A 21,933-nucleotide genomic window follows, 5' to 3' on the forward strand; every position below is an offset into this window, starting at 1 on the left:
TCAGCGCGCCGCCGGAGCCGCGGCCGGCGCGGCGGCGGGGGCCGCCGACACCGTGCCGGAAATCGTGCCGGTCGCGGCCGGCGGGGCATAGGTCACCGGCGTCTGGTCTTCACGCGCTTGTGGCGTGATCGTGCCGTTCTGCGCCTGGACCTTCATGCCCGGCTGAATGCGCTGCAGGCCGTTGATGACCACGCGATCCTGGGCCGTGATGCCCGACCGGATGACGCGCAGGCCGTCCACCAAGGGGCCGAGCTGCACGGCCTTGGCCGTGACCGAGCCGTCGGCGGCCACGACCTGGACCACCCGGCGGGCGGCGTCGGTGCCGATGGCGGCGTCCGGCACGAGCAGGGCGTCATAGGCGGCGGCCCCAGCCACGCGGGCCTGGCCGAACATGCCGGGCTTCAGGAAGCCGTCGGCGTTGGGCACCACGGCGCGCAGGCGAACCGTGCCCGAGCTGGCGTCGATGGCGTTGTCGGTGAAGTCCAGCGTGCCGGAACGGTTGAACGCCGCCTCGTCCTGCAGACGAATGGACACCGGCGCGGCCCCGCTGGCGCGCGCCTGGCGCTGATACTTGAGCAGCAGGGCCTCGGAGCCTTCGAACACGAAATAGATCGGCGAGGACGACACGATGGTCGTCAGCACGTCCGCGGCCGACGAGCCGCCGGCCACTAGGTTGCCCGCGTCCACGCGGCGGTCCGACACGCGGCCCGAGGCCGGAGCGGTCACGCGGGTGAACTCCAAGTTCAGCTGAGCCGTGCGGAGCGCCGCATTGGCGGCGGCGACATTGGCCTGGGCGCCTTCCAGGGCTCCGCGGTTGGCGTCGACCTCGGCCTGCGACACGGCTTGGGCCGCCAGCAGGCCTTCGCTGCGGGTCAGGTTGGCCTGAGCCAGCGTCAGCTGGGCCTGGGCTTGCGACAGCTGGGCTCGCGCCGAGGAGACAGCGGCCTGGGCCGGGCGCGGGTCCAGGGTGAACAGCAGCTGGCCGCGACGCACGAAATCGCCGTCCTTGAAGTGGACCGACTGGATATAGCCGCCGACGCGCGCCTTCACATCGACCGTCTGCACCGCCTCGAACCGGCCGGTGAATTCGTCCTGGTCGACGACCTGACGGGCCAGGGGGTTGGCCACCGTGACCGGCGCGGCCTGGGGCGCGGGGGCCTCTTCGCCACGCGAACAGCCATAAAGCGCGCCCGTCATCATGACGGCCACGGCCAGCATCATCTGCTTGCGCATTCGCGCTTCTCCGTTCGGGAATCCCACAACCGCCGCCGAGGGGAGTCGGCCGGGGTCAACGGGCGATGACTTAGGTGAGCCGCCCCACTCTTGTCAACAGGCGATGACATAGCCATAAGACCCGTGGGGACATTAACGGAGACGCCTGTATTGCCTGGCCCTCAAGCCTGCATCGCGCCGCGCCCGCGCAACGCCGCCGCCACGCGCGCGGCCATCCTGGACGCTGCGCGCACGCGCTTCGCCCGCGAAAGCTATGACGACGTCGGCATGCGCGACCTGGCCCGCGACGTGGGCGTCGATGCGGCGCTGATCAGCCGCTACTTCGGCTCAAAGGACGAGTTGTTCTCCGAAACGCTCGACAGCTGCTCCAAGGGCGGCGACCTTATGGACGGCGACCGCGCCACCTGGGGCGCCCGCGTGGCCGACCAGGTCGTTTACGGCAAGAAGGACGAGCAGGAGGCCCACAACAAGCTTCAGGGCCTTCTGATCATGCTGCGGTCCGTCGGTTCAGCCCGCGCCAACGAACTGGTGAAACAGTCCGCCACGGATCGCTTCTACAGCCCCTTCACCGCCTGGGTCGGGGGGCCGGGCGCGGCCGTGCGCGCCCGCCTGGCCATCGGCCTGATCATGGGGCTGAGCATCAGCCGCGAGATGACCGGCGGCTTCAACCTGTCGCCCGAAGAATGCGAGCAGTTGCGCGACCGGCTGGCGGTCGCGCTCCAGGGCCTGCTCGAGGGCTGAGGCCGCTCAGGGGGCGGCCGGCGCCCCGCTCTGCGGCTTCAGATAGCGGTCCAGCCAGCCAGACATCTCCCACAGGGTGTGCCCGACCGACTCGCGCGCCCGATAGCCGTGCGCCTCCAGCGGCAGGACGACATAGCGCGCCGTCGCGCCCTTGCCCTTCAGCGCCGCATAGAACCGCTCGCTCTGCACCGGGAAGGTGCCGGAGTTGTCGTCCGCCTCGCCGTGGATCAGCAGGATCGGCTCATTGATCCGGTCGGCGTAGGTGAAGGGCGACATGGCGGTATAGGTCTCGGTCGCCTCCCAATAGTCGCGCTGTTCCGCCTGGAAGCCGAAGGGCGTCAGGGTGCGGTTGTAGGCGCCCGAGCGGGCGATCCCCGTGGCGAACAGGTCGGTGTGCGCCAGCAGGTTGGCCGTCATGAAGGCGCCGTAGCTGTGGCCCCCCACGGCGATCCGGCCGCGCTCGGCCACGCCCATGTCGACCACGGCGTTGACCGCCGCCTCGGCATTGGCGCGCAGCTGTTCGATGTAGGTGTCGTTCGGCTCTGCCCCGTCGCGGCCGATGATCGGCATGGCCGGGTTGTCCAGGATGGCGTAGCCCTGGGTCAGCAGGAAGAGGTGGCTGGAGCCGCCCGGCCGCACGAAGCGGTTGCCGGAATCGACCACCTGGCCGGCCACGTCCGCGTCGGTGAACTCCGACGGATAGGCCCACATCAACAGCGGCAGCGGACCGTCGCGGTCCTTGTCGTAACCCGCCGGCAGATACAGCACGCCCGACAGGTTCACGCCGTCGGCGCGCTGATAGGTGATGGTCTGGCGCGTCGCCCCGGCCAGTTGCGGCGCGGGGTCGGGGAAGTTGGTCAGCGCCGTGGGCTGGCCGCCCGACAAGTCGCGGATCTGCAGATTGGCCGGCAGGTCGCGCGTCTCGCGGCGCGTCACGACGCGACGGTTCTGATCGTCCAGGAAGCCCACCAGGGTCTCGTACTCGCCGTCGGCCGAGGTCCACAGGCGCTGGGACTGGCCGCTGGCCAGATCGAGACTGGCCAGGAAGGGGTATTCGCCCTGACGCGTGGCGCCCGCGCCGCTCATCAAAACCCCCTGCCCGTCCGGCGTGAAGCGGATGGTGGAGAAGCCGCGGCCGTTGGGCTGGGTCACCACAGAGCCGGGGTCGTTGTAGCGATCCTGATAGTTGCGCTCGATCAGCACCCGGCCCTGGCCGGGGTTGGACGGATCGACGACGTAGCGGGTCTCGTGACGCGTGTTGAACCAACGGCTGTTGACCATGGCCAGGTCATCGCGCCCCCAGGCGGCGCCGGCGAAGCGCTCGTTCAGATCGATCAGGGTCGTCGGCTGGGCTGTGAAGGGCGCAGCCAGCATGAAGACGCGGTCGCGCACGGTCGCCTCGGCGCGGCTGTCGCCTCCGTCCTGGGCCTCGGTCCAGACCAGGGTGGCCGGCGCATCGGCGCGCCAGCTGATCGAGCGCGGCCCCGGCGCGACGGAGTCGAACGGGGTCGGAATGTTGTCACGCAGCGGCAGGTCCGCCACGCGGTGGACGACCCGACCGTTCAGGTCGGTCACGACGACGTCCGCCGGGAACAGACCGGCCGGCACCACATAGCTGTAGGGCCGCTTGGCCACCGTCTGAAGAATGTGCCGGCCGTCGGGCGCGACCGAGAAGCCCAGAATGACGCCCGCCTGGCCGATCGCCCGAGGCTGACCGTTCAGTGGCGCCAGCATCAGCTGGCCGGTGAAATAGTGGTCGAACAGAGCCTCGTCAGCGGGATCGGTCAGAAGGTCCTGATAGGTGCGGACCGGCGCGGCGCGGCCGCCGGTCTCATCGATCAGCGGACCGGTCGGCGGACGGGTCACGTCCGGCGCGGCGCCGCGACCCGCCGGAATGGCGCGCACGACCAGGCCCGAGCTGTCCGGCAGCCAGTCCATGCCCGACCCCGCCGCCTGGTTCAGCACCGGACCGGTCAGCTTGCGTGCGCGGGCGCTGGCCACGTCGGCGACCCAGAGCTCCAGGCCCTGCGGCGTGTCCATCACCAGGGCCAGGCTCTTGCCGTCCGGCGACCAGCCGCCGGCGGTGAAGCGAGCGTTGGCCGGCAGGGCGACGGCGCGCGGCTGACCCCCTTCGACCGTCTGGAAGCTGAGGCCGGTCAGCCAGGCCGTGCGGCTGTTGGCCGGGCCGTTGTTGCGCGGATTGATGCGATAGCCGCCCAGGCGCAGCATCGGCTCGGCCAGTTCGGCGATCGGCGGCAGATTGGCGCGGTCATAGAGCGCCAGCGTCGTCCGGTCCGGGCTTAGGCTGGGCGTCGGCGACGGGCGCGCGTCCAGTATGTCGACGATCGGCGCGGGCGGCTGCTGATAGACGGGGGCGGCGTCATTGGCCGCAGGAGCCTGAGCCAGCGCGGGCGTCGCGGCCAGCAGAACGAACATCGGCAGGACGACCTGCCCCATCAAACGGTTGCGCATCGTCGTCTCCCCCATCGGCCCGTCACTGAACGCGGACGATCCGGTCTAGGTTACGCTGTAACGCAGGGTCAAGGCGCGATGATGCGCCGTCTCCCTTGCCCCGAACCTCACGCCGCGTTACCCACGATCAACGCCGCTATATTCATCAGACGGTGAAAAGGGAGCGCCGATGCGCAAGATATTTCCGGATGTCCGATCCGCCCTGGAGGGCCTGACGTTCGACGGCATGACCGTGATGTCCGGCGGCTTCGGCCTGTGCGGCATTCCCGAGGGGCTGATCGCGGGCCTGCGCGACAGCGGTGTCAAGGGCCTGACCGTCATCTCCAACAACGCCGGGGTCGACGGCTTCGGCCTAGGCCAGCTGCTCGGCACGCGCCAGATCGCCAAGATGATCTCGTCCTACGTCGGCGAGAACAAGGAGTTCGAGCGCCAGTACCTCGCCGGCGAGCTGGAGCTGGAGTTCAATCCGCAGGGCACCCTGGCCGAGCGCATCCGCGCGGGCGGCGCGGGCATCCCGGCCTTCTTCACCGCCACCGGCGTCGGCACCCTGGTCGCCGAGGGCAAGGAAGTGCGCAACTTCGACGGCCGCGACTACGTCATGGAGACCGGCCTGATCGCCGACCTGTCGATCATCAAGGCCTGGAAGGCCGACGAGCGCGGCAATCTGGTGTTCCGCAAGACGGCCCGCAACTTCAACCCGATGATGGCGACGGCGGGCAAGGCCTGCGTCGTCGAGGTCGAGGAGATCGTGCCGACCGGCTCGCTGGACCCCGACCACATCCACACGCCGGGGATCTATGTGGACCGCATCGTCCAGACCGTCTCCGAGAAGCGCATCGAACAGCGCACTGTCCGTCAACGTGCCGCCGGCGCCGCCGCCGGATCGGAGGTCTGATCATGCCCCGCACCCGTGAACAGCTCGCCGAACGCGCCGCCAAGGAACTCCAGGACGGCTTCTACGTGAACCTGGGCATCGGCATTCCGACGCTGGTGGCCAACTACATCCCCGAGGGTATGACCGTGACGCTGCAAAGCGAGAACGGCATGCTGGGGATGGGCCCCTTCCCCTACGAGGGCGAAGAGGACGCCGACCTGATCAACGCTGGCAAGCAGACGATCACCGCCATTCCCGAGAGCGCCTATTTCAGCTCGGCCGACAGCTTCGCCATGATCCGAGGCGGCCACATCAACCTGTCGATCCTGGGCGCGATGGAAGTGGCCGAGAACGGCGACATCGCCAACTGGATGATCCCCGGCAAGCTGGTGAAGGGCATGGGCGGCGCCATGGACCTGGTCGCCGGGGTCAAGCGCGTCGTGGTGGTCATGGATCACGCCAACAAACACGGCCAGTCCAAGGTGCTGAAGGCCTGCACTCTTCCCCTGACAGGCACGGGCGTGGTCAGCCGCATCATCACCGACCTGTGCGTCTTCGACGTCAAGCCGGATGGCGCGGGCCTGGAGCTCATCGAGCTGGCCGACGGCGTGACCCTGGACGAGGTCGCCGCCAAGACCGAGGCGACGTACACGGTGAAGCCGGGCCTGGGCTGACAACGACGATCGGCGGGTCTGAAGGCCCGACGAGGCCGTCTACTGCGGATGCTTGCGAGCCATGGCCCGCCAGGTCTGTTCAGCCAGTTCCCGCAGTACGTCCAGGTCGATGTCGTCCAGCTTGTTGACGTAGAGACAGGCCACGCTGGTCTTGTGCTTGCCCAGGCGCGCCAGCAACGGCTTGGCCTCCTCCGATCCCGGCATCAGGACATAGAGCGACAGGTTGGCCTTGCGCGGCGAGAAACCGATCCGGGGCCAGTCGCCCGTCGAGCTGCGATAGCTGCCGTAGCCGACGATCGCCGGTCCCCACATGACCGGGGCCTCGCCCGAAACCTCGGTGAGCAGGGCGTTCATCGTCTCGGCGTCAGCACGACGTCTGGGGTTCTCCACGGCCGCGATGAAGTCATCGACCGAGGCGTCTGTGGGTCTGGTCTTGGGTTCGCCAGCCATCGCTAAAGCCCCCTCACGATCCCCTCGACCATCTTCTTGGCGTCGGCGAACAGCATCATGGTGTTGGCGCGGAAGAACAACTCGTTTTCGACCCCGGCGTAGCCCGAGCCCATGCCGCGCTTGATGAATAGGACGGTGCCGGCCTTCTCCACGTCCAGAACGGGCATGCCGTAGATTGGTGACTGCGGGTCGGTCTTGGCCGAGGGGTTGGTCACGTCGTTGGCGCCGATGACGAAGGCCACGTCGGCGGAGGCGAACTCGGAGTTGATGTCCTCCAGCTCGAACACCTCGTCATAGGGCACATTGGCCTCGGCCAGCAGGACGTTCATGTGGCCCGGCATGCGGCCGGCGACGGGGTGGATGGCGTATTTCACCTCGACGCCCTCCGCCTTCAGCTTGTCGGCCATCTCACGGAGAGCATGCTGGGCCTGGGCCACCGCCATGCCGTAACCGGGCACGATGATGACTTTCGACGCATTCTTCATGATGAAGGCGGCGTCCTCGGCCGAGCCCTGTTTGACCGGGCGCGTCTCGACCGCGCCGCCGCCGCCCGCCGCCGCATCCCCGCCGCCGAAGCCGCCGAGGATGACGCTGATGAAACTGCGATTCATGCCCTTGCACATGATGTAGCTCAGGATCGCGCCCGACGAGCCGACCAGGGCGCCGGTGATGATCAGGGCGATGTTCTCCAGGGTGAAGCCCAGCGCCGCCGCCGCCCAGCCGGAGTAGGAGTTCAGCATCGACACCACGACGGGCATGTCCGCCCCGCCGATGGGGATGATCAGGGTCGCGCCCAGGATCAGGGCGATCAGGAACACGCCCCAGAAGGCCCAGGTCGCGGTTCCGCCCGAACCGATCATCACTCCGATCAACAGCACCAGCGCCAAGGCCAAGCCAATGTTGATCAGGTGGCGCGCCGGCAGCAGGATCGGCGCGCCGCTCATGTTGCCGTTCAGCTTCGCGAAGGCGATGACCGAGCCGGTGAAGGTCACCGCCCCGATGGCGACGCCCAGGCTCAGCTCGATGATCGACAGGGTCTTGATGCCTCCTTCGGCCGTCATGATGCCGAAGGCGTCGGGCGCATAGACGGCGCCCACCGCCACCAGGCAGGCGGCCAGGCCGACCAGCGAGTGGAAGGCGGCGACCAGCTGGGGCATCTGGGTCATCTGCACCCGGCCGGCGATCAGCGCGCCCGCGCCGCCGCCGACGACCACACCGCCCAGGATCAGCGCCGCGGTCAGCAGGTCCAGCGCGCCCGAGCCCCACAGGGTCAGCAGCGTCACCCCGACCGCCAGCGCCATGCCGACCATGCCGTAGGTGTTGCCGCGCCGGCTGGTCTCCGGGCTCGACAGGCCTCTGAGGCTGAGGATGAACAGCACCCCTGCCGCCAGATAGGCCAGGGCCGCGATGGATGCGTTCATGGGCTCCCCTCCCTGAGGCTCAGGTCAGAACACGTCGACGAAAGCGTCGCGTGTGGCGTCGCGCGTGCCGTCGGCGGTAGGCTGGCCGTTCTTGACCAGGGCGATGCCGACCGGCCCCTCGCCGCCGGTCTTCTTCAGCGTGCAGCGGCCATTGTCGCTGGGCAAACGGCCGGGGCGCGGGCCCGTGCCGGTCTGCTGATAGCGGTTCAGCATGCGGCCCTCGATGGTGACCGGCCGAAAGCGGCAGTCCAGCGCCCAGCTGGCGCCCTGGGGCGCGGCGACATGCCAGTGCAGGCCGCTGTCGGGGCGGACGCCGCCTCCCAAGCCTTGCGCGCTGGCGGGAGCCACGGCGGCGACGGTGAATAGCACGGCGAGGGTCGGCTTAAGCATGGAATGCACTCAGGTCTTGTCCAGGTTAGAGGTCCGGCCCAGGCGCCACAGCGCCGCGCCGATGAAAATGGGCCCGAACACAACCATGGCCCAGTCGAACCAGCTCATGTCCCGCTCCTGAGTGATGACGCGCACCAGGATGGCCGAAAAGATCAGCACGACGCCCGTATCGTAGAAGCGCAGCTTGTCGATCGGCGTCGGGGCCTTGAGCCACCCCCACAACCACAGCGCCACGCCTACGCCCGTAGCGGCCCACGAGGCCTGCACGGCGAAGTTGACCGGGTCGCCGATCAAGAGGCCTCGCGCGCCGGGCGCTCCTTCTTGCGGTACATGGCCAGCATGCGCCTCGTCACCATGAAGCCGCCGAAGATGTTGACGCTGGCCAGGGTCACGGCCGCCACGCCCGCGCCCTTGGCGATCCAGGCGTTGGCCCCCTCGGCCTGCCCCGACACGGCCGCCGCCGCGATCAGGCCGCCGACGATGATGACGCTGGAGATGGCGTTGGTGACCGCCATCAGCGGCGTGTGCAGCGCCGGCGTCACGCTCCAGACCACATAGTAGCCGACGAAGATCGCCAGCACGAAGATGGCCAGGCGGAAGACGGTGGGATCGACGTGTTCCATCAGACGGCTCCCCCCAGGCGGTTGCAGGCTTCGGCTCTGATCGGGCCGATCACACTATGTAGGTCGTCTTCGACGGACTGAGAAATGGTCATCCCCTCATCCTCTCGTGCACGACCTGCCCGCCGTGAGTCACCGCCGCCGCCTTCAGGATTTCCTCGTCCAGATCCAGCGCCAGCGCGCCATCCTTGAGAATCAGGCCGACGAAGGCGACCAGGTTGCGGGCGTAGAGCGCAGAGGCGTCGGCGGCGATGCGGCCCGGCAAATTGGTCCAGCCGACGATCTTCACGCCATTCGCCGTGGTCACCACCTCGCCGGGCCTGGAGCCCTCGACGTTGCCGCCCGCCTCGACCGCCAGATCGACGATGACCGAGCCGGGCTTCATGGTCGCCACCTGCGCCGCCGTCACCAGCACCGGCGCCGCGCGACCGGGGATCAGGGCGGTGGTGATGACGATGTCCTGCTTTTTGATGTGCTCGCCCGTCAGGACCGCCTGCTTCGCCTGATACTCGGCGCTCATCGGCTTGGCGTAGCCGCCGGCGGTCTGGGCGTTCTTGAACTCCTCGTCCTCGGCGGCCAGGAACTTGGCGCCCAGGCTTTCGACCTGTTCCTTGGTGGCGGGCCGCACGTCGGTTGCGGTGACGACCGCCCCCAGTCGCCGCGCGGTGGCGATGGCCTGAAGCCCGGCCACGCCCACGCCCATCACGAAACATTTGGCGGCGGCCACCGTGCCGGCCGCCGTCATCATCATGGGAAAGCCCTTGCCGTAGGCGTAAGCCGCCTCGATCACCGCACGATAGCCTGCCAGGTTCGCCTGGGACGACAGGGCGTCCATCACCTGTGCGCGGGTGATGCGCGGCACGAACTCCATGGCGAAGGCGGTCGCGCCGGCGCCGCGCAGGGCCTCGACGGTGTCGGCCTCGCGATGTGCGTCCAGCAGGGCGACGACCACGGCGCCGGCCTTCAGCGCGGTGATTTCCTGGGCCGTGGGGCCGCGCACCTTCAGCAGGATGTCGGCGCCGTCCAGCACGGCGTGGGTGTCCGGCAGGACGCGGGCGCCCGCCTCGGCGTAGTCGGCGTCGGGAATGGATGAGCCCTGGCCCGTCCCGGCCTCGACCGCGACGGTCGCGCCCAGCGCGATCAGCTTCTTCACCGTCTCGGGCGTGACCGCGCAGCGGGTCTCGCCGTCGCGGCGTTCACGGGTCACGGCGATGGCGACGGCCAAGCGAATCCCTCCATCCAGAACGGATGGCGGAACGTTAGGCTGAATGGGAAGCGGGCGTCAAAGCGCCCAGGCCGTCAGCGGGCGATCAGTGCGCCTTGGGCTTGCGCGACTTCAGAACGAAAAAGCCGATCAAGCCGATCACGACGGCCGAGCCCAGCGCGGCGCCGAAGCCGCCCGTGCTCATCAGCACGGCCACGAACAAGACCAGGCACACCACGAACAGCGAGCCCCACTTGGTCAGGAAGTTGAACAGGTGGAAGGTCGAGACCTGCTCGTTGATCTCCATCGAACCGCGCAGATAGGCCTCGGCGTCAGCATCGGCTTCGGCGGTGGCGGGGTTGTGCGGATCGGCCATGGTCGTCTTCCGGTCAGTCAGGCGGTTGCGGCCCTTATAGCGGGCTCGCCGTCCGGCTCAAGCTCTCCGTCGCTTCGGCAAGCGCCTTCATGAAGGAGAGTTCACTTGAGCCGACCCGGCCTGGAGCCGATCTAGGTGCAATGATCCTCTCGTTCGCCGCAGCCCTTTCGATCATGCTGGAGCCGGCGCCGGCCTGTCGGTTCGACGGCGAAGCGCAAGCCTGGACTGTCCAGGCCCTTGCGGCCTGGAGCCGCCTCGAATCGGAGCGCATTCATCCGCAGACGCCGTCAACGCCCATGCTCGTCTTGTTCGACGAGCGCTGCGTGCATCGCCTGACGCCTGACCCCGACGGAGAGTTTGATTCCGGAGGGCGATCGTACGCTTCTCGAAGCGAGCCGCATCAGGGAGATTTCGAACTCCCGACGGGCGACCGGCTGCCTGCGGTGAAGCTGTCCTTCGCCGCGCCGTTGGACGACGGAGGGATGTTTTTCGTCATGGCTCTGCCCTCCATCTGGCGCGGCGACACGGCCGAACGCCGAGATCCGGAGCATCTGGCCATGTTGGTCTTCATGCACGAGTTCTCACACACCCAGCAGGATGGTTTGGCCGGCAGGATAACCGAACTGGTGCATTCAGGGCTGTCCGGTGAAGTCGATGACGACATTGTCCAGAAGCGCTGGAGCGACGACCCGGCCTATGTCACGCGCTATGAGCTCGAGCGCGATCTCCTATACGCCGCCGCGCAAGCCGGTTCCGCATCGGAAGCCAGAGCGATCCTGGCCGAAGCACGCGCCGCCATGGTCGAGCGCAGGACGCGCTTCATGGGCGACGAGCCGCGGATGCGGGAAGCCGACGACGTCTTCCTCACCTTCGAAGGCGCAGGAAACTGGGCCGCCTGGATGTGGCTGGTCGATCCAGAGGGAGGCGGTCTGACTGCGGACGAGGCTACCGAATTCGTTCGCGGTTCGCGACGCTGGTGGACGCAGGATCAGGGGCTGGCGCTGATGCTGACCCTGGATCGCCTATGGCGGGAATGGCCGCGACACGCCTTCGGTCCTGACGGCATGACCGCTGACGAGCTTATCGCCCGCGCCCTTCAGCCCTCCAGGTCCAGCGAATAGCCGGCCGAACGCACGGTGCGGATCGGGTTGGGGCCGCCGCCGACGTTCAGCGCCTTGCGAAGGCGGCCGACGTGGACGTCCACCGTGCGCGCCTCGACATAGACATCCGAACCCCAGACCGCGTCCAGCAGCTGCTCGCGGCTGAACACCCGGCCGGGATGCTGCATGAAGTGGTCCAGCAGGCGGAATTCGGTCGGGCCCAGGTGCACCTCCTGGCCCGCGCGGCGCACGCGGTGCGAGACGCGGTCGATCAGGATGTCGCCATGGGTGATGCGGTCGTCGGCCAGGCCCGGACGGATGCGGCGCAGGACGGCGCGGATGCGCGCGGTCAGCTCCGTCATGGCGAAAGGCTTGGTCATGTAGTCGTCGGCGCCGGTGTCCAAGCCGCGCACGCGGTCGGTCTCCTCGCCCCGCGCGGTCAGCATGATGATCGGCAGGTTGCGCGTCTCGGCGCGGCCGCGGATGCGGCGGCAGATCTCAATGCCCGACACCTTGGGCAGCATCCAGTCCAGCAGAACCAGATCGGGCAGGCGCTCGTCGATCTGGACCAGCCCCTCCTCTCCGTCGGCGGCGACGGCGACGTCGTAGCCTTCCTTCTCGAGATTGTACTGGAGGAGCGTCGACAGCGCGTCCTCGTCTTCCATCACCAGAATATAGGGCTGCACAGGTCGGCTCCGGTCGGGTCAGGCCAAAGTCAGTCTTGAGGGATTTGAGGCACGGTCGGCGTGGGCGAATCCACGCCGGGTGTCGGGGTGAAGCGCGGGCGGTCGCCCTGGATCTCTTCGCCGACCACTTCGTAGTGGACGCTTTCGGCGATGTTGGTGGCGTGGTCGCCGATCCGCTCCAGGTTCTTGGCCATGAACAGCAGATGCGTGCAGGCCGTGATCGTGCGCGGGTCCGCCATCATGTAGGTCAGCAGCTCGCGGAACAGGGCGTTGTAATGCTCGTCGACCTCGTCGTCCGAGGCCCAGACCGACAGGGCGCGCTGCACTTCCGAGGCCGTGTAGGCGTCCAGAACTTCACGCAGGCGGTTGGACACCAGCCGGCCCATGCGCTCGATCGAGCGGGTTAGCGGCTGGATCGGCTCGCCGTCGGCCAGGACTAGGCTGCGCTTGGCGATGTTGGAGGCCAGGTCGCCTGTGCGCTCCAGGTCCACGGCCAGCTTCATCGAGCCCAGCGTGCGGCGCAGGTCCGAGGCCACGGGCTGGCGCAGGGCGATCAGGCGGATGGCCTTGCGCTCGATGTCGCGGTGCAGGGCGTCCAGCTTGTGGTCGCGCTCGATGACCGCGCGGGCCAGGGCCACATCGCGGCGCGCAACGGATTCGACGGCGTCGGCGACCTGAGCCTCGGCCAGGCCGCCCAGGCGCACGACCTCGGCGGTCAGTTGGTTCAGTTCGTCGCCGTAAGCCTTGACGGTGTGTTGGGTCATGGGGGCGATCCTAGCCGAAGCGGCCGGTGATGTAGTCGAGCGTGCGGCGCTCGCGCGGGTTGGTGAAGATGTCCTCGGTGTCGCCCATCTCGATCAGGCGGCCCATGTGGAAGAAGGCGGTGCGCTGGCTGACCCGCGCGGCCTGGGCCATGGAGTGGGTGACGATGACGATGCAGTAGTTCTCGCGCAGCTCGTCGATCAGCTCCTCGATCCGCGCAGTGGCGATCGGGTCCAGCGCCGAGCAGGGCTCGTCCATCAGGATCACTTCCGGCTCGACCGCGATGGCGCGGGCGATGACCAGACGCTGCTGCTGCCCGCCCGACAGAGCCGTGGCAGGGGCCTGCAGTCGGTCGGCGACTTCGTCCCACAGGCCGGCGCGCTTCAGCGCCGCCTGCACCACGTCGTCCAGTTCGCTCTTGGTCGAGGTCAGGCCGTGGATCTTGGGTCCGTAGGCGACGTTCTCATAGATCGATTTCGGGAACGGGTTGGGCTTCTGGAACACCATGCCCACCCGCGCGCGCAGCAGCACCGGGTCGACCGAGCGGGCGTTGACGTCCTCGCCATCCATGGTGATCCGGCCCGTCACCTTGGCCCCGGCGATGGTGTCGTTCATGCGGTTCATGGTCCGCAGGAAGGTGGACTTGCCGCAGCCGGACGGGCCGATAAGCGCCGTCACCGCCTTGTCGGGCATGTCCAGGTCGACGTCGAACAGGGCCTGTTTGTCTCCGTAGAAGACCGACACGCCGCGCGCCTCGATCTTGACCGGTCCGGGCGGCGGGCCGGCGTGTGCCCTGACCTCGGGCGTGGGCATGGCGCGTTCGGCAGCCGTGGGCGCAGCCGCGGGCGTTTCGTCGGGGCGGTCGGCCTCGGGCTGGGCGGCGGGCAGCACCTGGCCGCCCATGCGGGGAACCTGGGTCGGATCGGCCCCGCCGCCGGAGCCTTGCGCGGACTTGAAGGTCTTGAAGTTCATGCTCTTACCACCGACGCTCGAAGCGCCGCCTGAGAAGTATGGCCGCCGCGTTCATCACCACCATGAAGGCCAGCAGCACGATGATGGCCGCCGCGGTCCGTTCGTGGAACGCCCGCTCCGAGGCGTTCTCCCAGATGTAGACCAGCGACGGCAGGGCGCCGGCTGGCTCGACGATCGAGGTCGGCAGGCCGGGGGTGAAGCTGACCATGCCGATCAGCAGCAGCGGCGCGGTCTCGCCCAGGGCGTGGGCCATGGAGATGATCGAGCCCGTCATGACGCCTGGCATTGCCAGAGGCAGGACGTGCTGAAACACGGTCTGGGTGCGACTGGCGCCCATGGCCAGGGCCGCCTCGCGGATCGACGGCGGCACCGCCTTAAGCGACGAACGGGTGGCGATGATCAACGTCGGCAGGGCCATCAGCGCCAGCACCAGGCCCCCGACCAACGGGCTGGCGCGCGGCAGGTGCATGAAGTTGATGAACACCGCCAGGCCCAGCAGGCCGTAGACGATCGACGGCACGGCGGCGAGGTTGTTGATGTTGACCTCGATGAAGGCTGTGATCCGGTTGCGCGGCGAAAACTCCTCGAGCCAGATCGCCGCTCCGACGCCCAGCGGAATGGCGATCAGGGCCGTCACCAGCAGCATCAGCGCCGAGCCGATCACCGCGCCCAGCACGCCGGCCAGCTCGGGCTCGGTCGAATCGCCGTTGGTGAACAAGGCCGTGGCGAAGTGGCGCTGAACCACGCCCTCTTCCTTCATACGATCCAGCCAGTCCATTTGCTGGTCGCTGAGACGGCGTTGGGCCTCGGGCGTCGACCGCTTGATCTCGCCCTTGAAATACAGGTCCGCGTCGTCCGACAGCGGCGCCGAGATCGGCGTTGAACGGCCCAGCAGCTCCGGGCTGCGCGACACGCGCTCGGCCGCCGCGAACTTCAGCTCCGAGGAATAGAGCGAACGCAGCGCCGCCGCGTTCGACCCGTCCGGATCGGCTACGCCCCAGCGCGCCAGCTGCTGCTCGGCGACCAGCAGTTCGAAGTTGGTCCCCGCGGGATAGGCCCGGTCGATGCGGGTCGTGTCCATGTAGACGGGCACGGTGACGCTGTGGGCGGTGAAGGCCGAATAGCCCTGCAGTCCGATGCGGCCCAGCAGGATCACCAGGAAGGCGATGGCGAAGGCGATCGCCAGACGGCCATACAGCTTGAAGCGGCCCTCGCGGGCGTGGCGGCGCTTCAGACCGGCTTCCAGCCGGCCCAGCCGTTCCGCCTGAGCGGCGGGCGTGGGGACGGAGGCGTCAGTCATACTGTTCGCGGTACCTTTGCACGATGCGCTGGGCGATCAGGTTCAGCCCCAGGGTGGCGACGAACAGCGTCAGGCCCAGGCCGAAGGCGGCCAGCGTCTTGGGACTGTTGAACTCCTGGTCGCCGGTCAGCAGCGTGACGATCTGCACCGTGACCGTGGTCACCGTGTCCAGCGGATTGAAGGTCAGGCGGGCGGCCAGGCCGGCGGCCATGGTCACGATCATCGTCTCGCCGATGGCCCGCGACACGGCCAGCAGCAGGGCGCCGGAAATGCCGGGGAGCGCAGCGGGCAGCAGCACGCGCTTGACCGTCTCCGACTGAGTAGCGCCCATGGCGTATGAGCCGTCGCGCAGGCTCTGCGGCACGGCGTTAAGGATGTCATCGGACAGGGAGCTGACGAAGGGGATCAGCATGATGCCCATGACCGCCCCGGCCACCAGCGCCATCTGGTTCTGGACCAGCATCAGATACTGCCCCAGCCCATCCAGCGGACCTCCGGCCAGCTGAGCGCCGATGCCGTTGAAGAAGGCTCGGAAGGCCGGCCCCACCGTCAGGGCGGCGAAGAAGCCGTAGACCACGGTCGGCACCCCAGCGAGCACCTCGAGCACCGGCTTGACCACCGCGCGCGTCACCGGCCCGGCGTACTCCGACAGATAGATGGCCGAGAACAGGCCGATCGGCGCGGCCACCGTCATGGCGATCAGCATAATCAACAGGGTGCCGGCGAACAGCGGCACGGCTCCGAAGGCGCCCGAGGACCCGACTTGATCCGCTCGGATCGCGGTCTGCGGGCTCCATTGCGTGCCGAACAGGAAGTCGGTGGGCGGGACCGACTGGAAGAAGCGCAAGGAATCCCAGGCCAGGGCGCCGATGATGCCTAGGGTGGTCAGAATGGCGACGACGGAACAGGCGAACAGCAGGCCGCCAATCCAGCCCTCAACCCGATTGCGGGCACGCATGGACGCCTTGATCTGGCTGAGCGCGAACAGGGCACCCAGCAGGGCGGCGAGGATGACGGCCGCCGCGCCGCCCCAGGTCAGGGTCGATTCGATGCGGTGCGCACGGCGTCCCTCCGCCGGCAGCAGTTCGGCGTAGGGCTGCTCCCAAAGCTGCTGGGCTTCCAGGCCCTGCCCCACCCTGTGAGCGTCGCCCAGGAAGGCTTGGCGGCGGAAGGGCTCCAACGTCTGAACCGCCTCGGGCGCCCCTTCCAGCATCAGCTTCTGCGTGACGGGCCCAGCGGCGACCGCGCCCAGAACCAGCATGACGATAGCAGGCGCTGCGGACCAGATCAGGGCGTATGCGGCATGCTGGTTCGGGCGCGAGTGGGCTTTGCCGCCCTCAGCGCGGCGCGCCGCCAGGGCTCGCCCGGCCGCAAAAGCGCCAGCACACAACACGACCAGCAGGGCGAGTACAAGCCACAGCATGTGAGAAGCAGGACACCGAATCTGTGGCGCAGCCGCGCCGGACAACCGGTCCAAGGCCGGCGGGCGGAAACTGCCCGCGATGCATCATCTGATTACGACGGGTTCGTGACAGTTCAGTTACAGCGTAGGTTCTGACACTGCCGGAGGGCGCGACATCGGGAACCAGGCGGTGAAAGCCGCCCCCTCCCCCTTGACGCTTTCCACCATCAAGCCTCCGCCGTGACGATTGACGATGTGCTTGACGATGGCCAGCCCCAGGCCGGTGCCTGAACGCTCTCCGCTCTTCTGTCCCTCGACGCGATAGAACCGCTCGGTGAGCCGCGGCAGATGTTCGCGCGCCATACCCGGTCCGAAGTCGCGCACGGTCACGGCGGCGTAGCGCTGAAAAGGCTCGTGATCCGGAGCCACAAGCGACAGCCGCGCCGCGCCGGCCCAGTTGGCGGCGGCGGCAGCGTCGCCGTCCAAGCCCGAACGCAGAGTGATCTCCACCTCGCCCCCGCTTGGCGAATATTTCACGGCGTTGTCGACGAGGTTCTGAATGACCTGCACGATCTCGTCGCGCTCGCCGACGATGTCAGGGTCCGCGGGATCGCGATGAAGTCGGATGCTGACATCGCGCTCGCGAAGCAGCACGCTGACGGCATCGACCACGTCGCCCGCAGCACGCTCCAGGCGAACCCGACCCGACGGCGGAATGTGCTCGTTCAACTCAATGCGGCTCAGCGACAACAGATCGGCCACCAGCCGGCCCATGCGCTCCGCCTGCACGGCCATGATGTCCAGGAAGCGGTCGCGCGCGACCGCATCATCCTTGGCGTGCCCCTTGAGGGTCTCGATGAAGCCGGACAACGAGGCGAGCGGCGTGCGAAGTTCATGGCTGGCGTTGGCCAGGAAATCGACGCGCATCAACTCCATGCGCCGCGCATCGGTTTCATCGCGCAGCACCAGCAGCGCCAAGCGGATGTCGTCGGCCGCGCCGAGCGGGCCGGTCGAGGCGCGCCAGCGCCGGTCCTTGGCGCCGCCGGGTGCATAGTCGACCTTCTGGGAGATTTCGCCGAACAGCGCCTCGTCGATGGCTTCGAGCATGCCCGGGTCTCGGAGCGCCGACACCAGCAGTGCGCCAGAGGCTGGGATTCTGAACAGGCTGCGCGCAGCTCGATTGGCCAGCACGATGCGACGCCCGGCCAGATCGTCCGCCTCGTCCCCAGAAACGATCAGCATGGGCTCGTCCACGGCTTCGAACACGCTCTCGAGCAGCCCTGCGGGCGCACCGACGACCGCGACCGCGCGGTCGGGCTCCTCAGCGACGGCCTGGATGGTGCCGGATCGGTTCAGCAGCCAGGCGGACAGCGCGACCAGAACCGCGCCTGGCAAAAGCCAGACAGCCGCCGCCGGCTGTGCCGCCGCGGCGAACACCATGACGCCGACCGCGACGCCCGCCGTCGCGCCAGCGGTCCATAGGCGGGATGAATCCTTAGGCGTGACCGGCGATGAGGTGACGTCAAATGGCATCAGGCGGTCCGCGTGACGGCAAGGCGGGTTCGAACCGACCTCGACATTGGGCTTCAGAGCAATCAGGCCGGCGCAGCCGCCGTTCTGCATGCGCTGTGTGACATTTGACGCGTGTCTTCGCTGCACGCCACGGTTTTTTCACTTCTCTCCGTCACGCTACGCCTTGATCGGGGAATTCGCGTGCTTTCCACTCTGCAAGACCTTGTCGTGCACCACGATTGGCGGGCCGTCGTGCTGGCCTGTGCGATCGGTTATGCCGGCGTCATAATGGCGTACAAGCTTCTGGCGGAAGCCCGAAAGGGGCCTCACCGTGGGCGCCGCATCAAGGGTCTGGGCGCCATGCTGGTCGGCAGCCTCAGCATCTGGACGATCCATTTCATCGCCATGCAAGGCTACGCCTTTGGGGCAGCCGTCCAGTACGATGTCGGCTTGACGATCCTGTCCTATCTGATCGCGATCGGCTCCACGATCGTCACCTTCATAATTTCGGTCGGCGGAAAAACGCCGCTGTGGCGGGCCGTCGCAGGATTCGCCGGTTCCCTCTTCTTCACGTCGATGGTGCTTGTCAGCGTGTCGGGCCTGCAGGTCCAGGGGGCCATCGAGTGGCGATGGCCCGAGGTCGCGCTAGCCTACATCGCGGCTGGCTCGCTGGCGGCGACGGCCGGATGGCTCAACGACGCGCGTGACACCGCCCGGCTTCTGCTGGCCTCGGCTGTGGCCACAAGCGCGGTGCTCGCGGCCCATTTCCTCATCATGCCGGCTCAGAGCATCGGGTTCGACTCCACCGTTGCCGTGGACGCCAGCGCCTTGTCCCCCGACACCATGCGCGGCTGGGTCGCGCTGGCGGTCGCAGTCATCATCCTGATCGCCGGCTTTCTGGGGGGACTGTTTTACTGGTCGCGCCATAGCGCCATCGCTCAAATCCGGGAGGCGGTCGAAGCCATGCCTGACGGATTGGGATTCTATGACGCCCACGACCGGCTTGTGCTTTGGAACGAGCGCTACGCCGAGGTGAACCCCGAGGTGGCCGGACAGTTGCGTGCCGGCATGACGTTCCGTGATCTGCTTGAGATCGGGCTTCGACAGGATCTTTACGCCGAGGCGCGTGGAAGAGAGCAGGATTGGATCGCAGAGCGCCTTCTGGCGCGGAGGTCCACGGTCAACAGCCTGGAGCAGCAAACCACCACTGGCCGGTGGCTTCGAGTACAGGACCGTCGCACAGCCGAGGGCGGCGTGGTGACAGTCGTCAGCGACATCACCGAAATGAAGCGCGACGCCCAGGCTTTGGCCGAAGCGCGAGACGCGGCCGAGGCCGCCAACCGCGCCAAAAGCCAGTTTCTGGCCAACATGAGCCACGAGATCCGTACGCCGCTGAACGGAGTCATCGGCCTATCGCAGGTCCTGGCCCGCACCGATCTTGACGAAGAGCAGCGCCGGATGTTGGAGTTGATACAATCCTCCGGCCGCACTCTCCAGACGCTGCTCAGCGACATCCTGGATCTGGCCCGGGTCGAATCCGGACGTCTCGCATTGACCGAAGACGACTTCGACCTGGCGCAGGCCGTGCGAGAAGCGGGCAGCCTTTACGCCGATCTCGCGCGCGACAAGGGACTGAAATTCCTTATCGACATCGCGCCCGAGGCCGAGGTGTGGGTGCGAGGCGACGTCGTCCGCCTCAAACAGATCTTGACCAACCTGGTCTCGAATGCGGTTAAGTTCACCGAAGAGGGCCTGGTCAGCCTGACCGTCGAACCTGCGGCGCCGATTGGCGGGCGCACCACCCTGCATTTCACGGTGCAGGATACAGGCATCGGTTTCGACGACGAGACGCGCAACCGGCTCTTCTCGCGTTTCGAGCAGGCCGACGGGGCCATCACGCGTCGGTTCGGCGGTTCGGGTCTGGGCCTGGCCATATGCCGCCAACTCACCGAGATGATGGGCGGGTCGCTGGATTGCGAGAGCGAGCCGAGCGGCGGGTCGGCGTTCATGCTGACCTTGCCTCTGCGGGTTGTCGACGCGCCCCGTTCGCCCGCGCCTGCGATCGCTGCTGTGGACCTGGGCGGGCGTCGCCTGCGCGTGCTGTCAGCTGACGACCACCCCGTCAACCGGCGCGTCATCGAGCTGATGCTGCAGGCCGTCGACGCCGACCTGACCTCAGTCGGCGATGGGCGCGAGGCGGTGGATGCTTTCAGGGCGGAAGATTTCGACCTCGTCCTGATGGACATGCAGATGCCTGTGATGGACGGCCTCTCGGCTACGCAGGAAATCCGGCGTCTGGAGGCCTCGTCCAGCGCGCAACGCACACCTATCGTGATCCTGACGGCGAACGCCCTGCCCGAACACGTCGAGGCCGCCCACCTCGCTGGAGCGGATCGCCATCTGGCGAAGCCGTTCAGCGTGGAGGAGCTGCTCGCCCTGCTCGAAGAGCTGCCTCAGTACGCCGCTGAGGCCGCCTGATCGGGAGTTGCGAGAAGGGCGCGGATCGCGACCTCAAGAGTCACATCGCGGCCGCGGGCCATGTCCTCGTAGCTCGGCGTAACCTGGATGTCGGGCGACACGCCGGCCTTCTCCAGGACCGCGCCTGACCCCGTGCGAAACTCGCTGACGCCTACGCGCAACTGGCCTCCATCCGGCAGTTGGTACGCCACGGATCCCACCACGGCGCCCGCCGACGTCTGGCCCACGACGGGTCCTCGACCGTACTCCTGAAAGGCCGCGGCGAAGGCCTCTGCGGCGCTGCTGGATCGGCCGGACTGGAGCACGGCGGCGCGGCCGGTCCATGGCGCTCCCGACACACGGGTCCGACGCGCGACGCGAGGCACCGGTCCCAGATTATAGTGAGCGAACCGCACCGGCCGTTGAAAGAATGCGCCGAGGACGGCGGCCGTGGCATCGATCCGCCCGCCCCCATTGCCCCTCAGATCGACGATCACCGCGACGGGCGGATCCCGCGCCGCGTCGGCCAGCTGCGCCAGCATCCACTGCTGCGCCGCTCTGTCGAAAAGGTTGAACCGAAGCACCAGCACTCCGTCGTCTCGACGCTCGGCCGCGCCGACCTCGCGGCGCAGCGGCTGAGCCTCCATCTCGACGAGATGCTCCTCTCCATCCGCGTCGGCGAAGGTGAAGCGTCGCAAAGCCCCCGCGTAATTCACCGATGGATCATAGGCAGCCCCGTCGACGGCTGCGATCCGCCACCCTCGCCTGACCCCCGCTTCGGCCGCGGGGCCGTCTTGCCGCACGTCCGTCACGAGGGCGCGTCGCTCACCCGAGCCGGGCTCCAGCGCGTGCGTCAGGGTCATTCCGAAAACACGGGTCTCGCTCAACCGCGTCTGGGCGTGACTGCGATTAAGGGTCGGGGGCATAGCCAGGGTGTGTCTGTCGTCCAGCAGGCCCAGCACGCCGTTCAACACGCGATAGAAGCCGGCCTCATCTGGCTCGGATACGGCGGCCTCACGCCGAGCGGCGGCTTCGGCGCGAAAGTCGACGCCATTGAACTCGCGATCGTAGAAGGCCCGCGTCACCAGGCCGACCGAGGCGTCGTAAACCCGGGCGTTCATGGCCGCTCGCTGGGGCGAGCCATCCTCCAGGGCGACGACTTCGGGCAGCCGGTCGTCGTTGACCGGATGCAGGGTCTGGCAGGCGGCCAGGCCGCCGAACAGAACGGCGACACAGGCGCGCCGAAAACGATCGACGGCGCTGGCGGCGGTCAAACGGGCTCCGGCG

The 21,933-nt window shown here is 68.0% G+C and carries 21 protein-coding genes; 5 read left to right on the plus strand and 16 right to left on the minus strand.

The genetic code is table 11. From position 1 onward, the window contains the following. A complete protein-coding gene (locus E4M01_RS10715; protein WP_135064920.1) occupies positions 1 to 1,233 on the minus strand; it encodes an efflux RND transporter periplasmic adaptor subunit in 1,233 nt (410 codons plus the stop codon). Between the two features lie 150 nt (positions 1,234 to 1,383). Between E4M01_RS10715 and E4M01_RS10720 the strand changes: the two genes are divergently transcribed. Then, positions 1,384 to 1,974, plus strand: coding sequence for a TetR/AcrR family transcriptional regulator (locus E4M01_RS10720; RefSeq protein WP_135064917.1), 591 nt, complete (start codon positions 1,384 to 1,386; stop codon positions 1,972 to 1,974). Between the two features lie 6 nt (positions 1,975 to 1,980). Here the strand turns inward: E4M01_RS10720 and E4M01_RS10725 are convergent, their stop codons facing one another. Next, positions 1,981 to 4,446 (minus strand): S9 family peptidase, encoded by a 2,466-nt coding sequence (locus E4M01_RS10725; protein ID WP_245158295.1) that lies wholly within the window; start codon positions 4,444 to 4,446, stop codon positions 1,981 to 1,983. A 169-nt stretch (positions 4,447 to 4,615) separates the two neighbouring features. Here E4M01_RS10725 and E4M01_RS10730 point away from each other — a divergent pair, with 169 nt between their 5' ends. Both E4M01_RS10730 and E4M01_RS10735 read left to right on the plus strand, forming a co-directional pair. Beyond that, positions 4,616 to 5,341, plus strand: coding sequence for a CoA transferase subunit A (locus E4M01_RS10730; protein WP_135064911.1), 726 nt, complete (start codon positions 4,616 to 4,618; stop codon positions 5,339 to 5,341). Positions 5,342 to 5,343: 2 nt separating this feature from the next. After that, positions 5,344 to 5,994 carry a 3-oxoacid CoA-transferase subunit B gene (locus E4M01_RS10735; protein WP_135064908.1) on the plus strand — a complete coding sequence of 217 codons (651 nt, stop codon included), beginning with the start codon at positions 5,344 to 5,346 and terminating at the stop codon, positions 5,992 to 5,994. Between the two features lie 39 nt (positions 5,995 to 6,033). Here E4M01_RS10735 and E4M01_RS10740 read toward each other — a convergent pair whose 3' ends face one another. The 7 genes from E4M01_RS10740 to E4M01_RS10770 all read right to left on the minus strand — a co-directional run bounded on the left by E4M01_RS10740 (position 6,034) and on the right by E4M01_RS10770 (position 10,455). Further along, a complete protein-coding gene (locus tag E4M01_RS10740; RefSeq protein WP_135064905.1) occupies positions 6,034 to 6,444 on the minus strand; it encodes a DUF1801 domain-containing protein in 411 nt (136 codons plus the stop codon). 2 nt (positions 6,445 to 6,446) lie between these two features. Next, positions 6,447 to 7,865: an NAD(P)(+) transhydrogenase (Re/Si-specific) subunit beta gene (locus E4M01_RS10745; protein WP_135064902.1), complete on the minus strand. Its 1,419-nt coding sequence runs from the start codon at positions 7,863 to 7,865 to the stop codon at positions 6,447 to 6,449. A 24-nt stretch (positions 7,866 to 7,889) separates the two neighbouring features. Continuing rightward, positions 7,890 to 8,255 (minus strand): hypothetical protein, encoded by a 366-nt coding sequence (locus tag E4M01_RS10750; RefSeq protein WP_245158300.1) that lies wholly within the window; start codon positions 8,253 to 8,255, stop codon positions 7,890 to 7,892. 9 nt (positions 8,256 to 8,264) lie between these two features. Then, a complete protein-coding gene (locus tag E4M01_RS10755) occupies positions 8,265 to 8,549 on the minus strand; it encodes a hypothetical protein (protein ID WP_209316029.1) in 285 nt (94 codons plus the stop codon). After that, positions 8,546 to 8,878 carry an NAD(P) transhydrogenase subunit alpha gene (locus E4M01_RS10760; RefSeq protein WP_135064899.1) on the minus strand — a complete coding sequence of 111 codons (333 nt, stop codon included), beginning with the start codon at positions 8,876 to 8,878 and terminating at the stop codon, positions 8,546 to 8,548. The genes E4M01_RS10755 and E4M01_RS10760 overlap by 4 nt, the downstream gene beginning before the upstream one ends. Positions 8,879 to 8,966: 88 nt before the next feature. Next, positions 8,967 to 10,100 carry a Re/Si-specific NAD(P)(+) transhydrogenase subunit alpha gene (locus E4M01_RS10765; RefSeq protein ID WP_135064896.1) on the minus strand — a complete coding sequence of 378 codons (1,134 nt, stop codon included), beginning with the start codon at positions 10,098 to 10,100 and terminating at the stop codon, positions 8,967 to 8,969. A gap of 85 nt (positions 10,101 to 10,185) precedes the next feature. After that, entirely contained in the window at positions 10,186 to 10,455 is a 270-nt protein-coding gene (locus E4M01_RS10770) for an aa3-type cytochrome c oxidase subunit IV (RefSeq protein WP_135064893.1), read from the minus strand. Positions 10,456 to 10,595: 140 nt separating this feature from the next. Here E4M01_RS10770 and E4M01_RS10775 point away from each other — a divergent pair, with 140 nt between their 5' ends. Next, entirely contained in the window at positions 10,596 to 11,576 is a 981-nt protein-coding gene (locus E4M01_RS10775; protein ID WP_135064890.1) for a hypothetical protein, read from the plus strand. Here the strand turns inward: E4M01_RS10775 and phoB are convergent. The 6 genes from phoB to E4M01_RS10805 form a co-directional block, all read right to left on the minus strand. Continuing rightward, a complete protein-coding gene (gene phoB / locus E4M01_RS10780) occupies positions 11,552 to 12,241 on the minus strand; it encodes a phosphate regulon transcriptional regulator PhoB (RefSeq protein ID WP_135064887.1) in 690 nt (229 codons plus the stop codon). The genes E4M01_RS10775 and phoB overlap by 25 nt on opposite strands. A 29-nt stretch (positions 12,242 to 12,270) precedes the next feature. Beyond that, positions 12,271 to 13,005, minus strand: coding sequence for a phosphate signaling complex protein PhoU (gene phoU, locus E4M01_RS10785; RefSeq protein ID WP_135064884.1), 735 nt, complete (start codon positions 13,003 to 13,005; stop codon positions 12,271 to 12,273). Between the two features lie 10 nt (positions 13,006 to 13,015). Further along, complete coding sequence (gene pstB, locus E4M01_RS10790) at positions 13,016 to 13,816, minus strand: phosphate ABC transporter ATP-binding protein PstB (RefSeq protein WP_135065186.1); 801 nt, start codon at positions 13,814 to 13,816, stop codon at positions 13,016 to 13,018. Positions 13,817 to 13,979: 163 nt separating this feature from the next. Beyond that, complete coding sequence (gene pstA / locus E4M01_RS10795) at positions 13,980 to 15,275, minus strand: phosphate ABC transporter permease PstA (protein ID WP_135064881.1); 1,296 nt, start codon at positions 15,273 to 15,275, stop codon at positions 13,980 to 13,982. Continuing rightward, complete coding sequence (gene pstC / locus E4M01_RS10800) at positions 15,268 to 16,698, minus strand: phosphate ABC transporter permease subunit PstC (RefSeq protein WP_135064878.1); 1,431 nt, start codon at positions 16,696 to 16,698, stop codon at positions 15,268 to 15,270. Before pstC ends, pstA begins: the two co-directional genes overlap by 8 nt. Positions 16,699 to 16,815: 117 nt before the next feature. Next, the gene (locus E4M01_RS10805; RefSeq protein ID WP_135064875.1) at positions 16,816 to 18,210 is read right to left on the minus strand and encodes a cell wall metabolism sensor histidine kinase WalK; all 1,395 of its coding nucleotides are present in this window, start codon (positions 18,208 to 18,210) and stop codon (positions 16,816 to 16,818) included. 180 nt (positions 18,211 to 18,390) lie between these two features. On the opposite strand from E4M01_RS10805, the gene E4M01_RS10810 reads away from it, so the two are divergent. Continuing rightward, the gene (locus E4M01_RS10810) at positions 18,391 to 20,667 is read left to right on the plus strand and encodes an ATP-binding protein (RefSeq protein ID WP_135064872.1); all 2,277 of its coding nucleotides are present in this window, start codon (positions 18,391 to 18,393) and stop codon (positions 20,665 to 20,667) included. Here E4M01_RS10810 and E4M01_RS10815 read toward each other — a convergent pair. After that, positions 20,643 to 21,920: a S41 family peptidase gene (locus tag E4M01_RS10815; RefSeq protein WP_135064869.1), complete on the minus strand. Its 1,278-nt coding sequence runs from the start codon at positions 21,918 to 21,920 to the stop codon at positions 20,643 to 20,645. The genes E4M01_RS10810 and E4M01_RS10815 overlap by 25 nt on opposite strands. Between the last annotated feature and the right edge of the window lie 13 nt (positions 21,921 to 21,933).

This window comes from Brevundimonas sp. MF30-B, from assembly GCF_004683885.1.
In the GTDB taxonomy this organism is placed as follows: domain Bacteria; phylum Pseudomonadota; class Alphaproteobacteria; order Caulobacterales; family Caulobacteraceae; genus Brevundimonas.